Annotated in this window: 31 protein-coding genes; 30 read left to right on the top strand and 1 reads right to left on the bottom strand. The window is 55.5% G+C overall.

Annotated elements, in window-relative coordinates; translation table 11 throughout:
* Positions 1–5: 5 nt before the first annotated feature.
* The 28 genes from rplD to bfr all read left to right on the top strand — a co-directional run bounded on the left by rplD (position 6) and on the right by bfr (position 14,973).
* Positions 6–608 (top strand): 50S ribosomal protein L4, encoded by a 603-nt coding sequence (rplD, locus tag FIV35_RS27305; RefSeq protein WP_003176424.1) that lies wholly within the window; start codon positions 6–8, stop codon positions 606–608.
* Entirely contained in the window at positions 605–904 is a 300-nt protein-coding gene (gene rplW / locus FIV35_RS27300; protein WP_002555488.1) for a 50S ribosomal protein L23, read from the top strand. Before rplD ends, rplW begins: the two co-directional genes overlap by 4 nt.
* 14 nt (positions 905–918) lie before the next feature.
* Complete coding sequence (gene rplB / locus FIV35_RS27295) at positions 919–1,743, top strand: 50S ribosomal protein L2 (protein WP_003186055.1); 825 nt, start codon at positions 919–921, stop codon at positions 1,741–1,743.
* Positions 1,744–1,759: 16 nt separating this feature from the next.
* Positions 1,760–2,035, top strand: a complete 276-nt coding sequence (rpsS, locus tag FIV35_RS27290; protein ID WP_002555486.1) for a 30S ribosomal protein S19 — start codon at positions 1,760–1,762, stop codon at positions 2,033–2,035.
* Between the two features lie 11 nt (positions 2,036–2,046).
* Complete coding sequence (gene rplV, locus FIV35_RS27285) at positions 2,047–2,379, top strand: 50S ribosomal protein L22 (RefSeq protein ID WP_003103908.1); 333 nt, start codon at positions 2,047–2,049, stop codon at positions 2,377–2,379.
* Positions 2,380–2,392: 13 nt separating this feature from the next.
* A complete protein-coding gene (rpsC, locus tag FIV35_RS27280; protein WP_003176422.1) occupies positions 2,393–3,079 on the top strand; it encodes a 30S ribosomal protein S3 in 687 nt (228 codons plus the stop codon).
* Positions 3,080–3,091: 12 nt separating this feature from the next.
* Positions 3,092–3,505 carry a 50S ribosomal protein L16 gene (gene rplP / locus FIV35_RS27275; RefSeq protein ID WP_003176421.1) on the top strand — a complete coding sequence of 138 codons (414 nt, stop codon included), beginning with the start codon at positions 3,092–3,094 and terminating at the stop codon, positions 3,503–3,505.
* Entirely contained in the window at positions 3,505–3,696 is a 192-nt protein-coding gene (gene rpmC, locus FIV35_RS27270) for a 50S ribosomal protein L29 (protein WP_002555481.1), read from the top strand. Before rplP ends, rpmC begins: the two co-directional genes overlap by 1 nt.
* A 2-nt stretch (positions 3,697–3,698) precedes the next feature.
* Positions 3,699–3,965 (top strand): 30S ribosomal protein S17, encoded by a 267-nt coding sequence (gene rpsQ, locus FIV35_RS27265; protein ID WP_003176419.1) that lies wholly within the window; start codon positions 3,699–3,701, stop codon positions 3,963–3,965.
* A gap of 23 nt (positions 3,966–3,988) precedes the next feature.
* Positions 3,989–4,357: a 50S ribosomal protein L14 gene (rplN, locus tag FIV35_RS27260; protein WP_002555479.1), complete on the top strand. Its 369-nt coding sequence runs from the start codon at positions 3,989–3,991 to the stop codon at positions 4,355–4,357.
* Positions 4,358–4,368: 11 nt separating this feature from the next.
* A complete protein-coding gene (gene rplX / locus FIV35_RS27255; RefSeq protein WP_007896770.1) occupies positions 4,369–4,683 on the top strand; it encodes a 50S ribosomal protein L24 in 315 nt (104 codons plus the stop codon).
* Positions 4,684–4,705: 22 nt separating this feature from the next.
* The gene (gene rplE / locus FIV35_RS27250; RefSeq protein ID WP_003194642.1) at positions 4,706–5,245 is read left to right on the top strand and encodes a 50S ribosomal protein L5; all 540 of its coding nucleotides are present in this window, start codon (positions 4,706–4,708) and stop codon (positions 5,243–5,245) included.
* Between the two features lie 13 nt (positions 5,246–5,258).
* Positions 5,259–5,564, top strand: coding sequence for a 30S ribosomal protein S14 (gene rpsN / locus FIV35_RS27245; protein ID WP_003176414.1), 306 nt, complete (start codon positions 5,259–5,261; stop codon positions 5,562–5,564).
* Positions 5,565–5,772: 208 nt separating this feature from the next.
* Complete coding sequence (gene rpsH / locus FIV35_RS27240; RefSeq protein ID WP_010566853.1) at positions 5,773–6,165, top strand: 30S ribosomal protein S8; 393 nt, start codon at positions 5,773–5,775, stop codon at positions 6,163–6,165.
* Positions 6,166–6,177: 12 nt separating this feature from the next.
* Complete coding sequence (gene rplF / locus FIV35_RS27235) at positions 6,178–6,711, top strand: 50S ribosomal protein L6 (RefSeq protein ID WP_003176412.1); 534 nt, start codon at positions 6,178–6,180, stop codon at positions 6,709–6,711.
* Positions 6,712–6,721: 10 nt separating this feature from the next.
* Positions 6,722–7,072, top strand: a complete 351-nt coding sequence (gene rplR, locus FIV35_RS27230; RefSeq protein ID WP_003186037.1) for a 50S ribosomal protein L18 — start codon at positions 6,722–6,724, stop codon at positions 7,070–7,072.
* A 3-nt stretch (positions 7,073–7,075) separates the two neighbouring features.
* On the top strand, positions 7,076–7,576 hold the full coding sequence (gene rpsE, locus FIV35_RS27225; protein WP_010566852.1) for a 30S ribosomal protein S5: 501 nt from the start codon (positions 7,076–7,078) through the stop codon (positions 7,574–7,576).
* Between the two features lie 2 nt (positions 7,577–7,578).
* Positions 7,579–7,755, top strand: coding sequence for a 50S ribosomal protein L30 (rpmD, locus tag FIV35_RS27220; RefSeq protein ID WP_003176408.1), 177 nt, complete (start codon positions 7,579–7,581; stop codon positions 7,753–7,755).
* Between the two features lie 3 nt (positions 7,756–7,758).
* Entirely contained in the window at positions 7,759–8,196 is a 438-nt protein-coding gene (gene rplO, locus FIV35_RS27215) for a 50S ribosomal protein L15 (protein ID WP_034139513.1), read from the top strand.
* Entirely contained in the window at positions 8,197–9,525 is a 1,329-nt protein-coding gene (gene secY, locus FIV35_RS27210; RefSeq protein ID WP_003176406.1) for a preprotein translocase subunit SecY, read from the top strand.
* A 27-nt stretch (positions 9,526–9,552) separates the two neighbouring features.
* The gene (gene rpmJ / locus FIV35_RS27205; protein ID WP_002555468.1) at positions 9,553–9,669 is read left to right on the top strand and encodes a 50S ribosomal protein L36; all 117 of its coding nucleotides are present in this window, start codon (positions 9,553–9,555) and stop codon (positions 9,667–9,669) included.
* A gap of 129 nt (positions 9,670–9,798) precedes the next feature.
* Positions 9,799–10,155, top strand: coding sequence for a 30S ribosomal protein S13 (gene rpsM, locus FIV35_RS27200; protein WP_003194635.1), 357 nt, complete (start codon positions 9,799–9,801; stop codon positions 10,153–10,155).
* 30 nt (positions 10,156–10,185) lie between these two features.
* Complete coding sequence (gene rpsK / locus FIV35_RS27195; RefSeq protein WP_002555466.1) at positions 10,186–10,575, top strand: 30S ribosomal protein S11; 390 nt, start codon at positions 10,186–10,188, stop codon at positions 10,573–10,575.
* Between the two features lie 18 nt (positions 10,576–10,593).
* Positions 10,594–11,214, top strand: a complete 621-nt coding sequence (rpsD, locus tag FIV35_RS27190) for a 30S ribosomal protein S4 (RefSeq protein WP_003176404.1) — start codon at positions 10,594–10,596, stop codon at positions 11,212–11,214.
* Positions 11,215–11,236: 22 nt separating this feature from the next.
* A complete protein-coding gene (locus tag FIV35_RS27185; protein ID WP_003176403.1) occupies positions 11,237–12,238 on the top strand; it encodes a DNA-directed RNA polymerase subunit alpha in 1,002 nt (333 codons plus the stop codon).
* A gap of 41 nt (positions 12,239–12,279) precedes the next feature.
* Positions 12,280–12,666, top strand: coding sequence for a 50S ribosomal protein L17 (gene rplQ / locus FIV35_RS27180; RefSeq protein ID WP_003176402.1), 387 nt, complete (start codon positions 12,280–12,282; stop codon positions 12,664–12,666).
* Between the two features lie 238 nt (positions 12,667–12,904).
* Positions 12,905–14,353 (top strand): catalase, encoded by a 1,449-nt coding sequence (locus FIV35_RS27175; protein WP_034139512.1) that lies wholly within the window; start codon positions 12,905–12,907, stop codon positions 14,351–14,353.
* Between the two features lie 155 nt (positions 14,354–14,508).
* On the top strand, positions 14,509–14,973 hold the full coding sequence (gene bfr / locus FIV35_RS27170; RefSeq protein ID WP_003176400.1) for a bacterioferritin: 465 nt from the start codon (positions 14,509–14,511) through the stop codon (positions 14,971–14,973).
* Between the two features lie 66 nt (positions 14,974–15,039).
* On the opposite strand, the gene uvrA is transcribed toward bfr, so the two are convergent.
* On the bottom strand, positions 15,040–17,874 hold the full coding sequence (gene uvrA / locus FIV35_RS27165) for an excinuclease ABC subunit UvrA (RefSeq protein ID WP_083377942.1): 2,835 nt from the start codon (positions 17,872–17,874) through the stop codon (positions 15,040–15,042).
* A 178-nt stretch (positions 17,875–18,052) separates the two neighbouring features.
* On the opposite strand from uvrA, the gene FIV35_RS27160 reads away from it, so the two are divergent.
* Both FIV35_RS27160 and FIV35_RS27155 read left to right on the top strand, forming a co-directional pair.
* Positions 18,053–19,447, top strand: a complete 1,395-nt coding sequence (locus FIV35_RS27160; protein ID WP_034100992.1) for an MFS transporter — start codon at positions 18,053–18,055, stop codon at positions 19,445–19,447.
* Positions 19,448–19,456: 9 nt separating this feature from the next.
* Positions 19,457–19,972: a single-stranded DNA-binding protein gene (locus FIV35_RS27155; RefSeq protein ID WP_017849542.1), complete on the top strand. Its 516-nt coding sequence runs from the start codon at positions 19,457–19,459 to the stop codon at positions 19,970–19,972.
* Positions 19,973–20,094: the final 122 nt, after the last annotated feature.

The following is a 20,094-nucleotide window of genomic DNA, read 5'->3' as shown; positions in this document are numbered from 1 at the left end:
CTGACATGCAATTAAATGTAAATGACGCTCAAGCGATCGAAGTTTCCGAACTGACATTTGGCGGCGAATTCAACGAGACGCTGGTTCACCAAGCAGTCGTGGCCTACATGGCCGGCGGCCGTCAAGGTAGCAAGCAGCAAAAGACCCGTTCCGACGTTCGTGGTGGCGGTAAGCGCCCTTGGCGTCAGAAAGGTACTGGCCGTGCTCGTGCTGGTACCATCCGTAGCCCAATCTGGCGTGGCGGCGGTACCACTTTTGCAGCTCGTCCGCAGGATCACTCTCAGAAGCTCAACAAGAAGATGTATCGCGCAGCTCTGCGCTCCATCCTTGCTGAACTCGTGCGTACTGATCGCCTGGTCGTGGTTCAGGACTTCGCTGTTGAAAGTCCAAAAACCAAAGATCTGCTGGGCAAACTGAACAACATGAGCCTGACCGACGTTTTGATCGTGTCTGAAGCTGTTGATCAGAACCTGTACCTGGCTGCTCGCAACCTGCCACACGTTGATGTACGTGACGTGCAAGGTTCCGATCCAGTTAGTCTGATCGCATACGACAAGGTGTTGATCACCGTGTCGGCCGTGAAGAAATTCGAGGAGCTGCTGGGATGAACCAGGAACGCGTATTTAAAGTTCTGCTTGGCCCGCACGTTTCCGAAAAGGCTACGGTTCTGGCTGACAAGAAAGGCCAGTTCGTTTTCAAGGTTGCAACTGACGCAACCAAGCTGGAAATCAAGAAGGCCGTCGAAAGCCTGTTCAGCGTGAAAGTAGAGCGTGTTACTACCCTGAATGTTCTGGGTAAGAGCAAGCGCACTGCTCGCGGTCTGGGCAAGCGTAATGACTGGAAGAAGGCAGTTATCTCCCTTCAGCCAGGCCAAGATCTCGATTTCAGCAGCAGTGCTGAGTAAGGAAGGGGTGCATCATGGCAATCGTTAAATGCAAACCGACTTCCCCTGGCCGCCGTTTTGTGGTCAAGGTGGTCAACCAGGAGCTGCATAAAGGCGCTCCTCACGCACCGCTGCTCGAGAAGAAATCGAAGTCTGGTGGTCGTAACAACAATGGTCGTATTACCACTCGTCACATCGGTGGTGGCCATAAGCAGCATTATCGTCTGGTCGACTTCCGTCGCAACGACAAAGATGGCATCGCTGCCACTGTCGAGCGTATCGAATACGATCCAAACCGTACTGCTCACATCGCTCTGCTGCTGTACGCAGATGGCGAGCGTCGCTACATCATCGCCCCTAAAGGCGTGAGCGCTGGCGACCAGCTGATCGCAGGTGCTCTGGCACCGATCAAGCCGGGCAACGCTCTGCAGCTGCGTAATATTCCAGTTGGTAGCACCGTACACGGCATCGAATTGAAGCCAGGTAAAGGCGCGCAAATCGCTCGTTCCGCTGGTGCTTCGGCTCAGCTGATCGCTCGTGAAGGTGTCTACGTGACCCTGCGTCTGCGTTCTGGTGAGATGCGTAAAGTACTGGCTGAATGCCGTGCGACCTTGGGTGAAGTCTCGAACTCCGAGCACAGCCTGCGTTCGCTGGGTAAAGCTGGTGCCAAACGCTGGCGTGGCGTTCGCCCAACCGTTCGTGGTGTTGCCATGAACCCGGTTGACCACCCACATGGTGGTGGTGAAGGTCGTACCTCTGGTGGTCGTCATCCGGTATCGCCATGGGGCTTCCCGACTAAGGGCGCGAAGACTCGTGGTAATAAGCGTACCGACAAAATGATCGTCCGTCGTCGCAAGTAAATAGAGGGATACGACAGTGCCACGTTCTCTGAAAAAAGGTCCTTTTATTGATCTTCACCTACTGAAGAAGATCGAAGTGGCGGCGGAAAAGAACGATCGCAAACCAGTTAAGACCTGGTCGCGTCGCTCGATGATCCTGCCACAAATGGTCGGTTTGACCATCGCAGTACACAACGGTCGTCAACACGTCCCCGTTCTCGTTAACGAAGACATGGTCGGCCACAAACTGGGCGAGTTTGCCGGTACCCGCACTTATCGTGGGCACGTGGCAGACAAGAAAGCCAAGCGTTAAGGGGTAAGGAAATGGAAGTAGCCGCTAAGTTGTCGGGCGCTCGAATCTCCGCCCAGAAAGCCCGCTTGGTCGCCGACCAGATCCGCGGGAAGAAGGTGGGCGAAGCGCTCAACCTGTTGGCTTTCAGCAGTAAGAAAGCCGCCGAGATCATGAAGAAAGTGCTGGAGTCGGCCGTAGCCAACGCCGAGCATAACGAAGGCGCAGACGTTGATGACCTGAAGGTCAGCACCGTTTTCGTCAACGAAGGGCGTTCGCTGAAGCGCATCATGCCACGTGCCAAAGGCCGTGCTGATCGCATCGTCAAGCGGTCTTGCCATATCACTGTCAAGGTTGCTGACAAGTAACGGAGTCGAAGAGATGGGTCAGAAAGTACATCCCATTGGCATTCGCCTGGGAATCGTCAAGGAGCACACCTCCGTCTGGTACGCAGACGGTCGGACTTATGCGGACTATTTGTTCGCTGATCTGAAGGTGCGTGAGTATCTCCAAGACAAACTAAAAAGCGCGTCCGTAAGCCGTATCGATATCCATCGTCCGGCCCAAACTGCACGTATCACCATCCACACCGCTCGCCCAGGTATCGTAATCGGGAAGAAAGGTGAAGATGTTGAGAAACTGCGTCAGGACCTGACCAAGCAAATGGGTGTGCCTGTGCACATCAATATCGAAGAGATCCGCAAGCCGGAACTCGACGGTATGCTGGTTGCGCAGAGCGTAGCTCAGCAGCTGGAGCGCCGCGTAATGTTCCGTCGCGCTATGAAGCGCGCCGTACAGAACGCCATGCGCATTGGTGCCAAAGGCATCAAAATCCAAGTGAGCGGTCGTCTCGGCGGTGCTGAAATCGCACGTACTGAATGGTATCGCGAAGGTCGTGTGCCATTGCACACCCTGCGTGCCGACATCGACTATGCCAACTACGAAGCTCACACCACTTACGGTGTGATCGGTGTAAAGGTTTGGATCTTCAAAGGCGAAGTAATTGGTGGTCGCCAAGAAGAACTGAAACCACAAGCACCAGCGCCTCGTAAAAAAGCTGCTAAGTAAGGGGTACGCCAAATGTTGCAACCTAAGCGTACGAAGTTCCGCAAGCAGATGACAGGCCACAACCGTGGTCTGGCTCAGCGCGGTAGCAAAGTCAGCTTCGGCGAGTTCGCGCTGAAGTCTGTAGCTCGTGGTCGTCTCACCGCTCGTCAGATCGAGTCAGCGCGTCGTGCTCTGACCCGTCACGTAAAACGTGGCGGCAAGATCTGGATCCGTGTATTCCCGGACAAGCCGATCTCCAAGAAGCCTCTCGAAGTGCGGATGGGTAAAGGTAAGGGTAACGTGGAATACTGGGTAGCCCAGATTCAGCCAGGCAAAGTCCTGTATGAAATCGAGGGTGTTTCTGAAGAGCTGGCGCGTGAGGCTTTCGCCCTGGCTGCTGCAAAGCTGCCGCTCGCCACCTCCTTTGTTAAACGGACGGTGATGTGATGAAAGCGAATGAACTTCGTGAAAAATCCGCACAGCAGCTGAACGAGCAACTGCTCGGCTTGCTGCGCGACCAGTTCAATCTGCGCATGCAGAAAGCAACTGGCCAGTTGGGGCAGTCTCATCTGCTCTCGCAAGTTAAGCGTGACATCGCTCGCGTGAAGACTGTGCTCAACCAGCAGGCAGGTAAGTGATCATGGCTGAAGCCGAAAAGACTGTCCGTACGCTGACTGGCCGTGTTGTCAGCGACAAGATGGACAAAACCATCACCGTTTTGATCGAGCGTCGCGTTAAGCACCCGATCTACGGTAAATATGTTAAGCGTTCGACTAAGCTGCACGCGCACGACGAAACCAATCAGTGCCACATCGGCGACAAAGTCACTATTCGTGAAACTCGTCCGCTGGCCAAGACCAAGTCTTGGGCACTGGTTGATGTTCTCGAACGCGCTGTGGAAGTCTAAGGACTAGGGGTCGGAGAAATTATATGATTCAGACTCAATCCATGCTCGATGTGGCCGATAACAGCGGCGCTCGCCGTGTTATGTGCATCAAGGTGCTGGGTGGCTCCCATCGTCGTTACGCTGGTATCGGTGACATCATCAAAGTTACCGTGAAGGAAGCAATTCCTCGCGGTAAGGTGAAAAAAGGCCAAGTGATGACTGCTGTTGTAGTCCGCACTCGTCACGGCGTACGCCGTGCAGATGGCTCCATTATCCGCTTTGATGGCAACGCTGCTGTTCTTCTGAACAACAAGCAAGAGCCGATCGGCACCCGTATCTTTGGGCCAGTGACCCGTGAACTTCGTACTGAGAAGTTCATGAAGATCGTCTCGCTCGCCCCAGAAGTGCTGTAAGGAGATCCGACATGCAAAAGATTCGTCGTGACGACGAGATCATCGTGATCGCCGGCAAAGACAAAGGTAAGCGCGGTAAGGTGCTGAAGGTTCTCGCTGACGACCGTCTGGTTGTAGGTGGTCTGAACCTGGTCAAGCGTCATACCAAGCCTAACCCTATGTCGGGCGTACAGGGCGGTATCGTCGAGAAAGAAGCGCCACTGCACGCTTCTAACGTCGCCATCTTCAACGGCGAAACCAACAAGGCTGATCGTGTTGGTTTCAAAGTAGAAGACGGTAAGAAAATTCGTGTCTTCAAGTCGACCCAAAAAGCGGTTGATGCTTGAACACTGCTAGGTAGATAAGACCATGGCACGACTACAAGAGATTTACCGGAAGGAAATCGCCCCCAAGCTTAAGGAAGAACTTAAGCTCGGGAACGTGATGGAAGTTCCGCGCGTTACCAAAATCACCCTGAACATGGGTCTGGGCGAAGCGATCGGCGACAAAAAAGTCATCGAGCACGCTGTTGCTGACCTGGAAAAGATCACCGGCCAAAAAGTCGTTGTGACCTACGCTCGGAAATCCATTGCTGGCTTTAAAGTCCGTGAAGGTTGGCCGATCGGCGTCAAGGTAACTCTGCGCCGTGAGCGTATGTACGAATTCCTGGATCGTCTGCTGTCGATCTCCCTGCCTCGGGTTCGCGACTTCCGCGGCCTGAATGCCAAGTCCTTCGATGGTCGTGGCAACTACAGCATGGGCGTGAAAGAGCAGATCATTTTCCCGGAAATCGACTACGACAAGATCGATGCTCTCCGCGGTCTGGACATCACCCTGACCACCACTGCCAAGAACGATGATGAAGGTCGCGCCCTGTTGCGTGCTTTCAAATTCCCGTTCCGCAACTGATTGGAGTAGGACCATGGCCAAGATGAGCATGAAAAACCGCGAGCTGAAGCGTCAGCTCACGGTTGCCAAGTACGCCAAGAAGCGTGCAGCACTGAAAGCAATCATCGTCGATCTGAACGCAAGTCCAGAAGCACGTTGGGAAGCTACAGTAGCTCTGCAGAAGCAGCCACGTGACGCAAGCGCTTCGCGCATGCGTAACCGCTGCCGCCTGACCGGTCGTCCACACGGCGTTTACCGCAAGTTCGGCCTCGGCCGTAACAAACTGCGTGAAGCGGCAATGCGTGGTGACGTCCCAGGTCTGGTTAAAGCCAGCTGGTAAGTACTTTCAGAGTCCAGGCGATTGGTATCGCAAGATACTGACCGCCGGTGACCTTGAATCTGGAACAAGCCCCTTTTGGGGCTTGTTTCATTTCCGGAGTGTGTCTAGAATACCCGGCTCGCCTGAGCCCGTGTTTTCTATGCTCGGAGATTCTCGGCGACATATGTAGCCGCAAGGCTAATTTTTTTGTATTAGGAGCGTCTAGCCCATGAGTATGCAGGACCCGTTAGCGGACATGCTAACTCGTATCCGTAATGCCCAGATGGCTGAAAAGTCCGTCGTAAGCATGCCATCTTCCAAGTTGAAGGTAGCTGTTGCCAAAGTCCTGAAAGACGAAGGCTACATTGCGGGTTATCAGATCAGCAGCGAAACCAAACCACTGCTGTCCATCGAGCTGAAGTACTTCGAAGGCCGTTCGGTCATCGAGGAAGTGAAGCGCGTTAGCCGTCCAGGCCTGCGTCAGTACAAGTCCGCTGAAGATCTGCCGAAAGTTCGTGGCGGTCTGGGCGTGTCTATCGTCTCCACCAACAAAGGTGTGATGACGGATCGTGCTGCGCGCGCTGCCGGTGTCGGCGGCGAAGTTCTTTGCACTGTGTTCTAAGGGGGGATAAGCATGTCTCGCGTCGCTAAGAACCCCGTTAAGCTGCCAGCCGGTGTCGAAGTCAAATTCGCAGGCCAACAGCTTTCGGTGAAGGGTGCCAAGGGTACTCTTGAACTGAACATCCATTCGTCCGTTGAGATCGTTGAAGAAGCTGGTGAGCTGCGTTTCGCTGCTCGCAATGGCGATCAACAGACTCGCGCAATGGCCGGTACCACGCGTGCGTTGGTGAACAACATGGTCCAAGGCGTAAGCCAAGGCTTCGAGCGTAAGCTCCAGCTGGTCGGTGTTGGTTACAAAGCGCAAGCAAAAGGCACGGTTTTGAACCTGGCCCTTGGCTTCTCGCACCCAGTGGATTACGAACTGCCGGAAGGCATCACCGCTGAGACTCCTAGCCAGACCGATATCCTGATCAAGGGCATCGATAAGCAGCTGGTAGGTCAAGTGGCTGCTGAGATCCGCGACTTCCGTCCACCAGAGCCGTACAAAGGCAAAGGTGTGCGCTACGCGGACGAAGTCGTCCGTCGTAAAGAAGCCAAGAAGAAGTAGGGCATAGCAAATGACCGACAAAAAAGTTACTCGACTGCGTCGCGCTCGCAAAGCACGCCTGAAAATGCACGAACTCGAAGTCGTGCGTCTCTGCGTGTTCCGCTCGTCGCAGCACATCTACGCCCAGGTCATCTCGGCCGACGGCAACAAAGTCCTGGCAAGCGCCTCGACTTTGGATAAAGAACTGCGTGATGGTGCCACTGGCAACATCGACGCGGCCACAAAGGTTGGCCAGCTGGTCGCTACGCGTGCTAAGGCCGCTGGCGTCTCGCAAGTGGCTTTCGACCGCTCTGGCTTCAAGTACCACGGCCGCGTTAAAGCGCTGGCTGATGCTGCTCGTGAAGCTGGGCTGGAGTTCTAAGTTATGTCAAATAACGACCAAAAGCGCGACGAAGGCTACATTGAGAAGCTGGTTCAAGTTAACCGCGTAGCCAAAACCGTTAAAGGCGGCCGTATCTTCACTTTCACCGCGTTGACCGTGGTTGGTGATGGTAAAGGGCGTGTTGGCTTCGGCCGTGGCAAGTCGCGTGAAGTGCCTGCTGCGATCCAGAAGGCAATGGAAGCTGCTCGTCGCAACATGATCCAAGTTGATCTGAACGGCACCACCCTGCAGTACGCAATGAAGTCCGCCCATGGCGCTTCGAAGGTGTACATGCAGCCTGCTTCTGAAGGTACCGGTATCATCGCTGGCGGCGCTATGCGTGCTGTCCTCGAAGTTGCTGGCGTTCAGAACGTTCTGGCCAAGTGCTACGGCTCGACTAACCCGGTAAACGTGGTTCACGCCACTTTTAAAGGTTTGAAAGCTATGCAGTCCCCTGAATCCATTGCCGCCAAGCGTGGCAAAAGCGTCCAGGAGATTTTCTGATCATGGCTACCGTTAAAGTAACGCTGATCAAAAGCATGACCGGCCGCATCCCTAACCACAAACTGTGCGTTAAGGGTCTGGGTCTGCGTCGCATCGGTCACACTGTAGAAGTTCAGGATACTCCCGAGAATCGCGGGATGATCAACAAGGCTTACTACATGCTGCGTGTCGAGGGTTAATCGATGAAACTCAATGATCTGAGTCCAGCGCCGGGTTCCCGTCGCGAAAAGCATCGTCCGGGCCGTGGTATCGGTAGCGGTTTGGGTAAGACTGGTGGCCGTGGCCACAAAGGTCAGACCTCCCGCTCCGGTGGTACCATCGCTCCAGGCTTTGAAGGCGGTCAACAGCCGTTGCATCGTCGCCTGCCTAAGTTCGGTTTCGTATCCCTGAAAGCCATGGACCGCGCAGAAGTGCGTCTGTCCGAACTGGCTAAAGTGGAAGGCGACATCGTAACTCTGCAGACCCTGAAAGATGCCAACGTGATCAACGTCAACGTACAGCGTGTGAAAATCATGCTGTCCGGTGAAGTGGCTCGCGCTGTCACTATCGGCAAGGGAATCGGCGCCACCAAAGGTGCGCGTTCGGCTATCGAAGCAGCTGGCGGCAAGTTCGAGGAATAAATGGCTAAGCAAGGTGCTCTCTCTGCGCTCGGCAAAGGCGGTATGTCTGAACTTTGGGCTCGTCTGCGTTTTCTGTTCCTGGCGATTATCGTCTACCGAATAGGCGCACACATCCCGGTTCCAGGTATCAACCCGGATCGACTCGCAGACCTGTTTCGACAGAATGAGGGGACCATTCTTAGCTTGTTCAACATGTTTTCCGGCGGCGCGCTGGAGCGGATGAGCATCTTTGCACTGGGGATCATGCCGTACATTTCGGCATCGATCATCATGCAGTTGATGACAGCCGTCAGCCCGCAGCTGGAGCAGTTGAAGAAGGAAGGTGAAGCTGGCCGTCGCAAGATTAGCCAGTACACCCGCTACGGCACTGTCATCCTCGCTCTGGTTCAAGCTATCGGCATGTCCGTTGGCCTGGCCGGGCAGGGTGTCGCGTTCACTGGTGACTTTGGCTTCCATTTCGTTGCGGTGTCCACTTTTGTGGCTGGTGCAATGTTCATGATGTGGCTGGGTGAGCAGATTACTGAGCGTGGTGTTGGTAACGGTATCTCGATGTTGATTTTCGCAGGTATCGTCGCCGGTCTTCCGAGAGCGATTGGGCAGTCTTTCGAGTCTGCACGTCAGGGTGATATCAATATCTTCGCCTTGGTTGCCATCGGTTTGCTGGCAGTAGCGATTATCGGTTTTGTGGTGTTCATTGAGCGTGGTCAGCGTCGTATCGCTGTTCATTACGCCAAGCGTCAGCAGGGCCGTAAGGTTTTTGCCGCGCAGACCAGCCACTTGCCGCTGAAAGTGAATATGGCCGGTGTTATTCCGGCAATTTTCGCGAGCAGCATTTTGCTGTTTCCGGCTTCGTTGGGTACCTGGTTTGGTCAGTCTGAAAATATGGGCTGGCTGCAGGACCTCTCTCAGTCGATCGCTCCTGGTCAGCCGTTGAATATTCTGCTGTTTAGTGCAGGGATTATTTTCTTCTGCTTCTTCTATACGGCGTTGATGTTCAATCCGAAAGACGTAGCGGAAAACCTGAAGAAGTCCGGTGCCTTTATTCCGGGTATTCGTCCAGGTGAGCAGTCTGCACGCTACATTGATGGCGTTCTGACTCGCTTGACCCTGTTCGGTGCTCTATATATGACGGCCGTGTGCTTGTTGCCCCAGTTTCTGGTGGTTGCAGCAAACGTTCCGTTCTACCTTGGCGGGACCTCGTTGCTGATCGTGGTCGTGGTTGTGATGGACTTCATGTCCCAAGTACAATCGCACCTCGTTTCGCACCAGTACGAATCCCTGATGAAGAAAGCCAACCTGAAGGGTTACGGCAGCGGCATGTTGCGCTGAGTACCCATAAGGTTCGAGGAGTTGGTGATGAAAGTTCGTGCATCGGTGAAAAAGCTGTGCCGTAACTGCAAGATTATTCGCCGCGAAGGTGTTGTTCGAGTAATTTGCAGCGCGGAACCGCGTCACAAACAGCGCCAAGGCTGAGTGTGATCCGCTTGAAGCCCGGCAGCTAGTGCGCTGCCGGGTTGATTATTTGTTATTACAGCGATATTATCTCGCGCCCTATTTCTTGGCTTCCGGGGCGTAGGTAGCTGTCAATTGGAGTCCCACTGAATGGCCCGTATTGCAGGCGTTAACATTCCAGATAACAAGCACACTGTTATCTCGCTGACCTACATCTATGGTGTTGGTCGCACTACTGCGCAGAAAATTTGCGCAGTTGCTGGGGTAAACCCAGCCGCTAAGATCAAGGATCTGAGCGACGAGCAGATTGAACAGCTGCGTGGCGAAGTGGCGAAGTTCACCACTGAAGGTGATCTGCGTCGCGAAATCAACATGAAAATCAAGCGTTTGATGGACCTCGGTTGCTATCGCGGTCTGCGTCATCGTCGTGGTCTTCCAGTACGCGGTCAGCGTACCAAGACTAACGCGCGTACCCGTAAAGGTCCGCGTAAGCCGATCCGCAAGTAATCGCCCCCGCGAATCGACAGGAAAATTATCATGGCAAAACCTGCTGCTCGTCCTCGTAAAAAAGTTAAAAAGACAGTGGTTGATGGCATCGCCCACATCCATGCTTCTTTTAACAACACCATCGTGACCATCACCGACCGTCAAGGTAACGCGCTTTCTTGGGCTACCTCCGGTGGTTCGGGTTTCCGCGGTTCCCGCAAGTCCACCCCGTTTGCTGCTCAAGTAGCTGCTGAACGTGCTGGTCAAGCTGCGCTGGAATACGGCCTGAAAAACCTCGACGTTAACGTCAAGGGTCCAGGTCCAGGTCGTGAGTCTGCTGTCCGTGCTTTGAACGGCTGTGGCTATAAGATCGCCAGCATCACCGACGTGACGCCAATCCCGCACAACGGGTGCCGTCCGCCGAAGAAGCGCCGCGTGTAATCCAGGAGATTGTAAAGAATGGCTCGTTACATTGGTCCAAAATGCAAACTCGCTCGTCGCGAAGGCACCGATCTCTTCCTGAAGAGCGGCGTGCGCGCGATCGAATCGAAGTGCAACATCGAAGCAGCACCTGGTATCCACGGCCAACGCCGCGGTCGCCAGTCCGATTACGGCACCCAACTGCGTGAAAAGCAGAAGGTCCGTCGTATCTACGGCGTTCTCGAGCGTCAGTTCAGCGGCTACTACAAAGAAGCTGCTGGTAAGAAAGGTGCAACCGGTGAAAACCTGCTGCAACTGCTCGAATGCCGTCTGGACAACGTTGTATACCGTATGGGCTTTGGTTCGACTCGTGCCGAATCACGTCAGCTGGTATCGCACAAGTCGATCAGCGTTAACGGTCAGACCGTAAACGTTCCGTCTTACCAGGTTCGTGCTGGTGACGTGGTCGCAGTTCGCGAGAAAGCTAAAAACCAACTTCGCATTGTCCAAGCTCTCGATCTGTGTGCCCAACGTGGCCGCGTAGAATGGGTAGAAGTAGACACTGAGAAGAAGTCGGGCGTTTTCAAGAACGTTCCAGCTCGCAGTGATCTGTCCGCCGACATCAACGAAAGCCTGATTGTCGAGCTCTACTCCAAGTAAGGGCTAGAAAATAGGTGCATCCATGCAGATTTCGGTAAATGAGTTCCTGACACCCCGCCACATTGATGTGCAGGTTGTCAGTCCAACCCGCGCTAAGATCACTCTCGAGCCTCTCGAGCGTGGTTTTGGCCACACCCTGGGCAACGCGCTGCGCCGCATCCTGTTGTCCTCAATGCCCGGCTGTGCAGTAGTCGAGGCCGAGATTGACGGTGTGCTCCACGAGTACAGCGCCATCGAAGGTGTACAGGAAGACGTAATTGAAATCCTGTTGAACCTTAAAGGTCTGGCTATCAAGCTGCACGGCCGTGACGAAGTTACGCTGACCTTGTCGAAGAAGGGTTCGGGGGTGGTTACCGCTGCCGATATTCAGCTGGATCATGATGTCGAGATCGTTAACCCCGATCACGTAATCGCTAACCTGGCGTCTAACGGCGCCCTGAACATGAAGCTCACCGTAGCTCGTGGTCGTGGTTATGAACCGGCCGACTCGCGTCAGAGCGATGAAGACGAAAGCCGCAGCATTGGTCGCTTGCAGCTTGACTCTTCGTTCAGCCCGGTTCGCCGTATCGCATACGTGGTGGAAAACGCCCGTGTCGAACAGCGTACTAACCTGGACAAGCTGGTTATTGATCTGGAAACCAACGGTACCCTGGATCCTGAAGAGGCTATCCGCCGCGCTGCAACCATTCTGCAACAGCAGTTGGCTGCGTTCGTCGATCTCAAAGGTGACAGCGAACCAGTGGTAATCGAGCAGGAAGACGAGATCGATCCGATCCTGCTTCGCCCGGTTGACGATCTGGAACTGACTGTACGTTCGGCTAACTGCCTTAAGGCGGAAAACATTTACTACATCGGCGACCTGATTCAGCGTACCGAAGTAGAACTGTTGAAGACTCCGAACCTGGGCAAGAAATCCTTGACCGAAATCAAGGACGTTCTGGCCTCCCGCGGTCTGTCCCTCGGCATGCGCCTCGACAACTGGCCGCCTGCAAGTCTTAAGAAGGACGACAAGGCGACTGCCTGATCGTCGTAATCACCGAACGTGAGTTTGGTAAGGAATGAACCATGCGTCATCGTAAAAGTGGTCGTCACCTGAGCCGTACCAGCTCGCACCGCAAGGCCATGTTCCAGAACATGGCGGTGTCGCTGTTCGAGCACGAGCTGATCAAAACTACACTGCCGAAAGCTAAAGAACTGCGTCGCGTTGCTGAGCCGCTGATTACTTTGGCTAAGACAGACAGCCTGGCTAACCGCCGTCTGGCTTTCGACCGTACTCGTTCGAAAGCTATCGTTGGTAAGCTCTTCAACGACCTGGGTAAGCGCTACGCTACCCGTGAGGGTGGCTACCTGCGCATCCTCAAGTGCGGTTTCCGCGCTGGCGACAACGCGCCAATGGCGTACGTCGAGTTGGTTGATCGTGCTACTGCTGGCGAAGCTGTAAGCGCCGAGTAAGACGACAGTCTGTAACGAAAAACCGGGCCTAGTGCCCGGTTTTTTGTGCGCACAAGAAAAGCGCGATGGGTACAAGCTTCCTCAAATTGCAGTTGGCACCATGGGTATAGGAATTGTTGGTAGATATTTTCTATTGATGCTTACGATTTAATGAATTTGTCAGTGTCATGTTGATGATCAATACTTCCTTCAAGCCGATTAGCCGGCAGTGCCACATCTGACCTGAGGAAAATTGAACATGAGCCAGGATAAAATCCTTACCACCGCGAGCGGTGCTCCCGTTGCGGATAACCAGAACTCTCGTTCTGCCGGCCCGCGTGGTCCTCTGCTTCTTGATGATTTTCATCTGATCGAGAAGCTTGCTCACTTCAACCGTGAAAACATTCCTGAGCGCCGCGTACACGCGAAAGGCTCGGGCGCATACGGCACGTTTACCGTGACCCGCGACATCACCAAATACACCAGTGCTAAGCTTTTCGAAGCGGTTGGCAAGCAGACGCCTACCTTTTTGCGATTTTCTACGGTCGGTGGCGAGCGTGGTTCCGCTGACACTGAGCGCGACCCCCGCGGTTTCGCTTTGAAGTTCTATACCGAAGAGGGTAACTGGGACATCGTGGGTAACAACACGCCGGTATTCTTCATTCGCGATCCGTTGAAATTCCCTGACTTTATCCACACTCAAAAGCGCCTGCCGCAAAGCAACCTGAAAAGCGCGCAAATGATGTGGGATTTTTGGTCGCATTCTCCCGAAGCGCTGCATCAGGTCACGATTTTGTTCTCTGACCGCGGTATCCCTGATGGCTACCGTCATATGCACGGCTTCGGTAGCCACACCTACAGCCTGATCAACGCGCAAGGCGAGCGGCATTGGGTCAAGTGGCACTACAAGACCAAGCAAGGCATCAAGAACCTCGCGCCGGAAGAAGCCGCGCGCCTCGCGGGAACAGATCCCGATTACGCGCAGCGCGACCTGTTCAATGCAATTGAGCGCGGAGAATTCCCTAAATGGCGGGTTTGCATCCAGATCATGACTGAGGCGCAGGCCAATGCTCATTACGAAAATCCTTTCGACGTGACCAAAACATGGTCGCAAAAGGAATTCCCGCTGATCGAAGTTGGCGAGCTGGAGCTTAACCGTAACCCGCAAAACTACTTCGCTGAAGTAGAGCAAGCTGCGTTCGGCCCAAGCAACATGGTTCCGGGTGTGGGGTTGTCTCCCGACCGTATGCTGCAAGGTCGCGTATTCGCTTACGCAGATGCGCACCGCTACCGTGTCGGTACCAACCACCAGCAGCTGCCAGTGAATGCGCCGCGCAGCCCGGTGAATAGCTACCAGCGTGACGGCTCCATGGCATTCGGTAGTAATGGCGGGGCGGCTCCCAACTACGAACCGAACAGCTATTCCGACGCGCCGAAACAAGCGCCTCAATATGCTGAACCCGCGTTGGCATTGAGTGGTGCGGCGGACCGCTACGATCATCGCGAAGATACCGACTACTACAGCCACGCCGGTGCGCTGTTCCGGCTGATGAGCGATGAGCAGAAAGCTCTGCTCACCAACAACATTGCTGGTGCTATGTCTGGGGTTTCGGGTGATGTCGTTGGGCGTCAGTTGCGACACTTCTACAAAGCAGACCCCGCTTACGGAGAAGCAATCGCAAAGGCGCTGGGTGTATCGCTTAACTGACTCTAAACGAGAAGCAGAACCGCCCTCATTTGGGCGGTTTTTGCGTTATTTCAGCTACTTTTCGCGATAAATCTTCACTTTTCTGCCGTTGGTCTCGTGACCTCCGGGTCATCATGGTTCAAACTACAGACTTTCAAGCAGGGAGATGTAGGGCGATGCAAGGTCACCCCGACGTAATCGATTACCTCAACACGTTGCTGACGGGAGAACTGGCAGCTCGTGACCAATATTTCATCCATTCGCGCATGTACGAAGACTGGGGCTTTACCGAGCTCTACGAGCGTATCAACCATGAAATGGAAGAAGAGGCACAGCACGCCGATGCGCTGATGCGCCGCATCTTGATGCTCGAGGGAACGCCACGTATGCGCCCTGATGATCTGGATGTGGGCACGACGGTACCTGACATGCTCGCCGCCGACCTTCGCCTTGAGTACAAAGTTCGTGCCGCGCTCTGCAAGGGCATTGAGTTATGCGAACAGCATAACGACTACGTCACCCGCGAAATTCTGCGTGTGCAGTTGAACGACACTGAAGAAGATCACACCTACTGGCTGGAAAAACAGCTGGGTCTGATCAAGCTGATTGGTCTGGAAAACTACCTGCAATCGCAGTTCTGATTTCCGGTACGAAAAAGCCCCTGTCACCCAATAAGGTGACAGGGGCTTTTTATTGCGCCGGATAAATCAGGCCCGATCGCGTGCCAGCAAAGGTTTCAAGTAGTAACCCGTGTGGGATTGGGGCATCTCGGAGACCTGCTCCGGCGTGCCCACTGCGATGATCTGGCCACCCTTGGAACCACCTTCCGGCCCGAGGTCCACCAGCCAGTCGGCCGTCTTGATCACATCCAGGTTATGCTCGATCACGACCACGGTATTGCCATGGTCACGGAGTCGGTGCAGTACATCCAGCAGTTGCTGGATATCGGCGAAGTGCAGGCCGGTGGTCGGCTCGTCCAGTATGTACAAAGTCTTGCCGGTATCGCGCTTGGATAGTTCGCGAGACAACTTCACCCGTTGCGCCTCACCGCCGGACAGAGTAGTAGCCGACTGTCCGAGCTTGATATACGACAAGCCTACATCCATCAAAGTCTGCAGCTTGCGCGCCAGTGCCGGAACTGCATCGAAGAACTCCCGCGCTTCCTCGATCGTCATTTCGAGGGTTTCGTGGATGCTCTTGCCCTTGTATTTGATCTCCAGGGTCTCGCGGTTATAGCGCTTGCTCTTGCATACATCGCAGGGCACGTAGATGTCCGGCAGGAAGTGCATTTCTACCTTGATCAAGCCATCGCCCTGGCAGGCTTCGCAGCGGCCACCCTTGACGTTGAACGAGAACCGGCCAGGCCCGTAGCCGCGGGAGCGCGACTCCGGAACCCCAGCAAACAGTTCGCGAATCGGGGTAAACAGCCCGGTGTAAGTTGCAGGGTTAGAGCGCGGCGTGCGACCTATAGGGCTCTGGTCGATATCGACCACTTTATCCAGATGTTCCAGGCCCTTTATGCTGTCGTGTGCCGCCGCTTCCAGAGTGGTCGCGCCGTTCAAGGCGGTGGCACTGAGGGGGAATAGCGTGTTGTTGATCAGCGTCGACTTGCCTGACCCGGAAACACCTGTCACGCAGGTAAGCAGGCCCAGTGGAATCTCCAGGTCTACATTGCGCAAGTTATTGCCACGCGCGCCCTTGAGGTGCAGGGCCATCTTCTTGTTACGCGGTGTGCGTTTGGCCGGGACTTCGATCTTTACTCGACCCGAAAGGTACTTACCGGTCAGCGAATCCGGGTGAGCCATGACCTCGGCCGGCGTGCCCTCCGCGACAATATGCCCGCCATGCACGCCTGCGCCCGGGCCGATGTCGACCACATAATCCGCCAGGCGAATCGCATCTTCATCGTGCTCGACCACAATCACCGTGTTACCGATATCGCGCAGGTGTTTCAAGGTGCCCAGCAACCGGTCGTTGTCGCGCTGGTGCAAACCAATCGACGGTTCATCGAGGATATAAAGCACACCCACGAGGCCTGCGCCGATTTGACTGGCCAGGCGAATCCGTTGGGCTTCACCGCCGGACAGCGTGTCCGCGCTGCGATCGAGCGAAAGGTAGTCCAGGCCGACGTTAACCAGGAACTGCAAACGCTCACGAATTTCCTTGAGAATCTTGTCGGCAATTTCCCCGCGCCGTCCGGTGAGCTTGAGCTCACCAAAGTACTCACAGGCATCGCCAATCGGCAGATTGGTCACCGCCGGCAGGGTTTTTTCACCAACCCACACATGACGCGCCTCGCGTCGCAGGCGCGTACCCCGGCAATCCGGGCACGGCTGGGTGCTGAGGAACTTCGCCAATTCTTCGCGCACGCTCGCCGATTCGGTCTCGCGATAGCGGCGCTCCAGATTCGGCACGATGCCTTCGAACGGGTGAGAACGTTTGACGATATCGCCTCGGTCGTTCAAGTACTTGAAGTCGACATTCTGCGAGCCGCTGCCATTGAGGATGACCTTTTGCTGGTCTGCCGGCAGTTGGCTGAATGGCACTTCCAGACTGAACTTATAGTGGGAGGCCAGCGAACCGAGCATCTGGAAGTAATAGACGTTACGCCTATCCCAGCCGCGTATCGCGCCTTCGGCAAGGGTCAACTCACCATTGACCAGGCGCTTGATGTCGAAGAATTGCTTGACCCCCAGACCATCGCAGGTCGGGCAGGCGCCGGCGGGGTTGTTGAAGGAGAACAGCTTGGGTTCCAGCTCGCTGATGGCGTGGCCACAGATCGGGCAGGCAAAGCGCGCGGAGAAGATGATTTCTTCGCCCGGTTCGTCATCCATCGGTGCGACCAGGGCAATACCGTCCGCCAGTTTCAGCGCTGTTTCAAACGATTCCGCCAGGCGTTGCTGCAAGTCCGCCCGCACTTTGAAGCGATCGACGACAACATCGATAGAATGCTTCTTCTGCTTGTCGAGCTTCGGTGCTTCATCGAGTTCATAGAGCTTGCCGTTGATGCGAGCTCGCACGAAACCCTGGGCGCGCAGCTCTTCGAATACGGACAGATGTTCGCCCTTGCGCTCGCGGATCACCGGCGCCAGCAGCATCAGCTTGGCCCCTTCGGGCTGCGCCAACACCAGGTCGACCATCTGGCTGACGGTCTGGGCTTCCAGAGGAATGTCGTGGTCCGGGCAGCGCGGGATACCTACCCGCGCATACAGCAGGCGCAGATAGTCATAGATTTCGGTAATGGTGCCCACGGTGGAACGGGGGTTATGGGAAGTCGACTTCTGTTCGATGGAAATGGCTGGCGACAGGCCTTCGATGGTATCGACGTCAGGCTTTTCCATCATCGACAGGAACTGGCGGGCGTAGGCCGACAGCGACTCCACATAACGACGCTGACCTTCGGCATACAGCGTATCGAAGGCCAGAGACGATTTGCCGGACCCGGACAGGCCGGTGATCACGATCAGTTTGTCCCGTGGCAGGGTCAGGTCGATGTTCTTCAGGTTGTGGGTTCTAGCCCCACGAATCAGGATCTTGTCCAAGATGGCCTCGCACGGCGGGCGTAAATAATGCCGGAGTATACGGCTAAAGACTGGATGAATATACACTGTCAAAAGGCCGCTTGCAGCCTTACATGAAAGCTGCGCGGCAAACCGCCGCATATACCCTCTCAATCGATGGGACTGGTAGAATCGCCGCCGGTTCACACGAGGTTTTTCCATGCACGATCCCCACAGCGAACGCATGAGTAGCGGTGAGACCCGCGCGGCAAGCGGTCTGGCCCTGGTGTTCGCCTTCCGTATGCTTGGCATGTTCATGGTGTTGCCGGTACTGGCGACCTACGGGATGGATCTCGCAGGCGCGACCCCCGCTTTGATCGGTCTGGCCATTGGTGCCTACGGCCTGACCCAGGCGATTTTTCAGATTCCGTTTGGGATCATTTCCGACCGCATTGGTCGTCGTCCGGTGATTTATCTCGGACTGGTCGTATTTGCCCTTGGCAGCGTGCTCGCAGCGCAATCCGACTCCATATGGGGCGTAATCGCCGGCCGCATCCTACAGGGCGCCGGGGCAATTTCCGCTGCCGTGATGGCGTTGCTGTCGGACCTGACCCGCGAGCAGCATCGTACCAAGGCCATGGCCATGATCGGCATGACCATCGGTCTGTCGTTTGCCGTGGCCATGGTGGTGGGCCCGCTGTTGACGCGCGCTTTTGGTCTGCATGGTTTGTTTCTGGCCACCGGCGGCATGGCGTTGTTCGGGATCGTGATCGTGGCGTTCATGGTGCCGCGCTCCACCGGCACGCTGCAGCACCGCGAGTCCGGCGTGGCGCGCAAGGCGCTGTTGCCGACGCTCAAGCACCCGGACCTGCTACGCCTGGATTTAGGTATCTTCGTATTGCACGCCATGCTGATGTGCAGCTTCGTCGCCTTGCCCCTGGCCCTGGTGCAAAAAGCCGGTCTGCCCAAGGAACAGCACTGGTGGGTGTACCTGACCGCGTTGCTGATTTCATTCTTCGCCATGATCCCGTTCATCATCTATGGCGAGAAGCGACGCAAAATGAAACGTGTTTTGCTGGGCGCCGTCGCGACATTGATGCTCACTGAACTATTCTTCTGGCAGTTCGGCGATAGCCTGCGGGCACTGGTGATCGGCACGGTAGTGTTCTTCACCGCGTTCAACCTGTTGGAGGCTTCGCTGCCTTCGCTGATCAGTAAAGTTTCACCGGCCGGCGGCAAGGGCACGGCGATGGGGGTGTATTCCACCAGTCAGTTCCTGGGCTCCGCATTGGGCGGCATCATGGGCGGCTGGATGTTCCAGCATGGCGGTTTGTCGGTTGTGTTCCTCGGGTGCGCAGGTCTGGCTGCCCTCTGGCTGGCCTTTGCTGTTACCATGCGCGAACCTCCGTATGTGACGAGCCTGCGCCTGCCGTTATCGCCTGAAGCGATGCGCGAGGCTGGCTTGGTCGAGCGCCTCAAGGCCGTCGTTGGAGTAACGGACGCAGTAGTGGTTGCGGAAGAAGCCGCGATCTACATCAAATTGGACACCGAATTATTGGATCGCGCGACGCTCGAGCAACTGGTCAACCCAGTGCCGACAGCGCGCCCAGCTTAGGAGAACGTTATGGCCCGTGGGGTTAACAAAGTCATATTGGTCGGTACATGCGGCCAGGATCCCGAAGTTCGCTACTTGCCTAACGGTAATGCCGTGACCAACCTGAGTCTGGCGACCAGCGAACAGTGGACCGACAAGCAGACCGGCCAGAAGGTCGAGAAGACCGAATGGCACCGCGTGTCGATGTTCGGCAAGGTCGCGGAAATCGCCGGCGAATACCTGCGCAAAGGTTCCCAGGTCTACATCGAAGGCAAATTGCAGACCCGCGAGTGGGAAAAAGACGGCATCAAGCGTTACACCACTGAAATCGTGGTCGACATGCAAGGCACCATGCAACTGCTGGGCGGCCGTCCACAGGGCGACCAACAGGGCCAGGGCGGCATGTCCAACTCGGCACCGCGTCCACAGCAGTCGCGCCCACAGCCAAGTCAGCAGCCACAGCGTGAGTCGCGTCCAGCGCCACAGCAGGCGGCACCTCAGCCGGCGGCGGATTTCGACAGCTTTGATGACGATATCCCGTTCTAGCGAACACCTGAGACGATAATGTAAGGTTTTTGCCTGAAAGCCCCTATTTAGGGGCTTTTTCGATAATTTACGCTGTAAAGTTTTACGTCGAGATTTGCCGGTTTTCAGGATTGTGTACTACC

It is taken from the genome of Pseudomonas rhodesiae (assembly GCF_007858255.1).
GTDB classification, from domain to species: domain Bacteria; phylum Pseudomonadota; class Gammaproteobacteria; order Pseudomonadales; family Pseudomonadaceae; genus Aquipseudomonas; species Aquipseudomonas rhodesiae.
This window is presented reverse-complemented; position numbering and strand designations above follow the sequence as displayed.

Bases quoted from the DNA above. Each gene is read 5' to 3' on its own strand.
- rplD (WP_003176424.1), top strand. From the start codon at position 6: ATGCAATTAAATGTAAATGACGCTCAAGCGATCGAAGTTTCCGAACTG.
- rplW (WP_002555488.1), top strand. From the start codon at position 605: ATGAACCAGGAACGCGTATTTAAAGTTCTGCTTGGCCCGCACGTTTCC.
- rplB (WP_003186055.1), top strand. From the start codon at position 919: ATGGCAATCGTTAAATGCAAACCGACTTCCCCTGGCCGCCGTTTTGTG.
- rplV (WP_003103908.1), top strand. From the start codon at position 2,047: ATGGAAGTAGCCGCTAAGTTGTCGGGCGCTCGAATCTCCGCCCAGAAA.
- rpsC (WP_003176422.1), top strand. From the start codon at position 2,393: ATGGGTCAGAAAGTACATCCCATTGGCATTCGCCTGGGAATCGTCAAG.
- rplP (WP_003176421.1), top strand. From the start codon at position 3,092: ATGTTGCAACCTAAGCGTACGAAGTTCCGCAAGCAGATGACAGGCCAC.
- rpmC (WP_002555481.1), top strand. From the start codon at position 3,505: ATGAAAGCGAATGAACTTCGTGAAAAATCCGCACAGCAGCTGAACGAG.
- rpsQ (WP_003176419.1), top strand. From the start codon at position 3,699: ATGGCTGAAGCCGAAAAGACTGTCCGTACGCTGACTGGCCGTGTTGTC.
- rplN (WP_002555479.1), top strand. From the start codon at position 3,989: ATGATTCAGACTCAATCCATGCTCGATGTGGCCGATAACAGCGGCGCT.
- rplX (WP_007896770.1), top strand. From the start codon at position 4,369: ATGCAAAAGATTCGTCGTGACGACGAGATCATCGTGATCGCCGGCAAA.
- rplE (WP_003194642.1), top strand. From the start codon at position 4,706: ATGGCACGACTACAAGAGATTTACCGGAAGGAAATCGCCCCCAAGCTT.
- rpsN (WP_003176414.1), top strand. From the start codon at position 5,259: ATGGCCAAGATGAGCATGAAAAACCGCGAGCTGAAGCGTCAGCTCACG.
- rpsH (WP_010566853.1), top strand. From the start codon at position 5,773: ATGAGTATGCAGGACCCGTTAGCGGACATGCTAACTCGTATCCGTAAT.
- rplF (WP_003176412.1), top strand. From the start codon at position 6,178: ATGTCTCGCGTCGCTAAGAACCCCGTTAAGCTGCCAGCCGGTGTCGAA.
- rplR (WP_003186037.1), top strand. From the start codon at position 6,722: ATGACCGACAAAAAAGTTACTCGACTGCGTCGCGCTCGCAAAGCACGC.
- rpsE (WP_010566852.1), top strand. From the start codon at position 7,076: ATGTCAAATAACGACCAAAAGCGCGACGAAGGCTACATTGAGAAGCTG.
- rpmD (WP_003176408.1), top strand. From the start codon at position 7,579: ATGGCTACCGTTAAAGTAACGCTGATCAAAAGCATGACCGGCCGCATC.
- rplO (WP_034139513.1), top strand. From the start codon at position 7,759: ATGAAACTCAATGATCTGAGTCCAGCGCCGGGTTCCCGTCGCGAAAAG.
- secY (WP_003176406.1), top strand. From the start codon at position 8,197: ATGGCTAAGCAAGGTGCTCTCTCTGCGCTCGGCAAAGGCGGTATGTCT.
- rpmJ (WP_002555468.1), top strand. From the start codon at position 9,553: ATGAAAGTTCGTGCATCGGTGAAAAAGCTGTGCCGTAACTGCAAGATT.
- rpsM (WP_003194635.1), top strand. From the start codon at position 9,799: ATGGCCCGTATTGCAGGCGTTAACATTCCAGATAACAAGCACACTGTT.
- rpsK (WP_002555466.1), top strand. From the start codon at position 10,186: ATGGCAAAACCTGCTGCTCGTCCTCGTAAAAAAGTTAAAAAGACAGTG.
- rpsD (WP_003176404.1), top strand. From the start codon at position 10,594: ATGGCTCGTTACATTGGTCCAAAATGCAAACTCGCTCGTCGCGAAGGC.
- FIV35_RS27185 (WP_003176403.1), top strand. From the start codon at position 11,237: ATGCAGATTTCGGTAAATGAGTTCCTGACACCCCGCCACATTGATGTG.
- rplQ (WP_003176402.1), top strand. From the start codon at position 12,280: ATGCGTCATCGTAAAAGTGGTCGTCACCTGAGCCGTACCAGCTCGCAC.
- FIV35_RS27175 (WP_034139512.1), top strand. From the start codon at position 12,905: ATGAGCCAGGATAAAATCCTTACCACCGCGAGCGGTGCTCCCGTTGCG.
- bfr (WP_003176400.1), top strand. From the start codon at position 14,509: ATGCAAGGTCACCCCGACGTAATCGATTACCTCAACACGTTGCTGACG.
- FIV35_RS27160 (WP_034100992.1), top strand. From the start codon at position 18,053: ATGCACGATCCCCACAGCGAACGCATGAGTAGCGGTGAGACCCGCGCG.
- FIV35_RS27155 (WP_017849542.1), top strand. From the start codon at position 19,457: ATGGCCCGTGGGGTTAACAAAGTCATATTGGTCGGTACATGCGGCCAG.